The organism is Kitasatospora sp. NPDC059803 (assembly GCF_042732255.1).
Classification (GTDB): Bacteria; Actinomycetota; Actinomycetes; order Streptomycetales; family Streptomycetaceae; genus Kitasatospora.
Map to the genome: position 1 here is coordinate 1 of NZ_JBHWIJ010000557.1, position 1,872 is coordinate 1,872.

Annotated in this window: 2 protein-coding genes; one reads left to right on the plus strand and one right to left on the minus strand. The window is 73.8% G+C overall.

The features are described from left to right. Positions 1-348 precede the first annotated feature (348 nt). A complete protein-coding gene (locus ACFV6I_RS39445; RefSeq protein WP_363372835.1) occupies positions 349-546 on the minus strand; it encodes a hypothetical protein in 198 nt (65 codons plus the stop codon). 409 nt (positions 547-955) lie between these two features. Here ACFV6I_RS39445 and ACFV6I_RS39450 point away from each other — a divergent pair. Beyond that, a partial coding sequence (locus tag ACFV6I_RS39450) for a serine/threonine-protein kinase (RefSeq protein ID WP_380431107.1) occupies positions 956-1,872 on the plus strand: 917 nt, incomplete at its 3' end.

The following is a 1,872-nucleotide window of genomic DNA, read 5'->3' on the forward strand; positions in this document are numbered from 1 at the left end:
ACTCGCCTCGCGCGGCCGGCTAGCCTCCAGTACTGCCCCCCGCCCCCCGCGGGCGGGGGCGGCCGCCGCGGCCCGCGCCGCCGCCGGCCCCGGCTGTTTGGCGTTGACGACGGCTTCGGGGCAGCCGACGCCTTCGAGACGGACGACGGCTTCGGGAAAAGAGAAGAGCCGCGTACGGTCGCCCTCACCGACGTCCGTACGCGGCGTCTCCGCCTGCCGGGGCGCTCTGCGCGCCACACACGCCCGTCCGCGTGTCATCGCGGCCGCGGCCTCCCCGGCGGCACTGTTCCCCGTCCCCAGGGGACCAGTGCCCGTTCTGTGGCCGACCCCGTCGGGGCCGGCGTGATCTCAGCGGCCGATCAGATCGGCGACGGCCTGGGCCTGGTTCGCCATCTGATCCCAACCGCCGAACAGCAGCACCAGCAGCACCGCGCACGGCAGGGCCATGGCCAGCGCCACGGCCGGGTGCCTGGTGGGCTGCTCGGCCGACCGGGACTGGATGACGGCCGACCGACGGCGGGGGTTTCCCGTGAGCTGCGGTGCCATGCCCTTACTCCTGTGGTCCGGTCGAGTTGGCGCGGTGAACGGCTTACCTCGGGGGACGAGCTCCCCGTCCACCGCTGAACACAACGCTATTGCTCAGGGGGCCGTCCGGGCGTCATGCCGTCGTACTGTTCCTCGGGCATCCCGGAGGATGACGCTCAGACTTCAGGCGTACTACCGCAGGGGGAGGGAGCCTTGGCCGCGACCCCGGGGGAACCCTGAGGGGCAACCCCGAGAAACGCTTCGGCACCCCTATGACCTGCGGGTCAGCGCACGATCCGACAATCACACGGCTGCTTGAGGTGTTGCGTATCAGCACACCGCAGGGGGCAGTCCGTAAGCTGTGCCAGACAGGAACTGACGATGCCCCAACCGACGGGGCCTCACCCACAGGCTGACGGGGAACGGGAACATGGCGATGATGCGGCTGAGGCGTGAGGACCCCCGCATCGTCGGGCCGTACCGCCTGCACCGGCGACTGGGCGCCGGCGGCATGGGCGTGGTCTACCTCGGCTCCGACCGCCGCGGACAGCGCGTCGCCCTCAAGCTGATCCGCGCCGAACTCGCCGAGGACCAGGAGTTCCGCACCCGCTTCGCCCGCGAGATCGCCGCCGCATCCCGCATCCGGGGCGGCTGCACCGCCCGCGTCGTCGGCTCCGACATCGAGGCCGACCGCCCCTGGCTCGCCACCGCGTACGTGCCCGGGCCCTCCCTCTACAAGCAGGTCGGCGACGAAGGGCCGCTGAGCTGGCCCGAGGCCGCCCGGATCGGCGCCGCACTCGCCGACGGGCTGGTCAAGGTGCACGAGGCCGGGGTCGTCCACCGCGACCTCAAGCCCTCCAACATCCTGCTCTCGCCGCGGGGCCCGCGCATCATCGACTTCGGCATCGCCTGGTCGCGCGGCGCCAGCACCCTCACCCACGTCGGCACCGCCGTCGGCTCCCCCGGCTTCCTCGCGCCCGAACAGGTCCGCGGCGCCGCCGTCACCCCCGCCACCGACGTGTTCGCGTTCGGGGCCACCCTCGCCTACGCGCTCACCGGGGACACCCCGTTCGGATCCGGGGCGTCCTCCGAAGTCATGCTCTACCGGGTCGTCCACGAGGAACCCGACCTGTCCGCCGTACCGACGCCGCTGGCACCGCTCATCCGTGCCTGCCTCGCCAAGGAACCCGCCGAGCGGCCCGGCGCGGCCGCACTGCACGAGCGCCTCAGCGAACTCGCGGCGCGCGGGGCGGCAGCCGGACCCGCCACTCGCACCGCGCGGCCCGGCCACGGGCGGGCCGCGGCACCCGCCCCGGCGGGCCCGGCGGCCCAGCCCGCCCCCGACGG

Excerpts from the sequence above, each read along its gene's own strand:
- ACFV6I_RS39445 (WP_363372835.1), bottom strand. The coding sequence starts at position 546 with ATGGCACCGCAGCTCACGGGAAACCCCCGCCGTCGGTCGGCCGTCATC.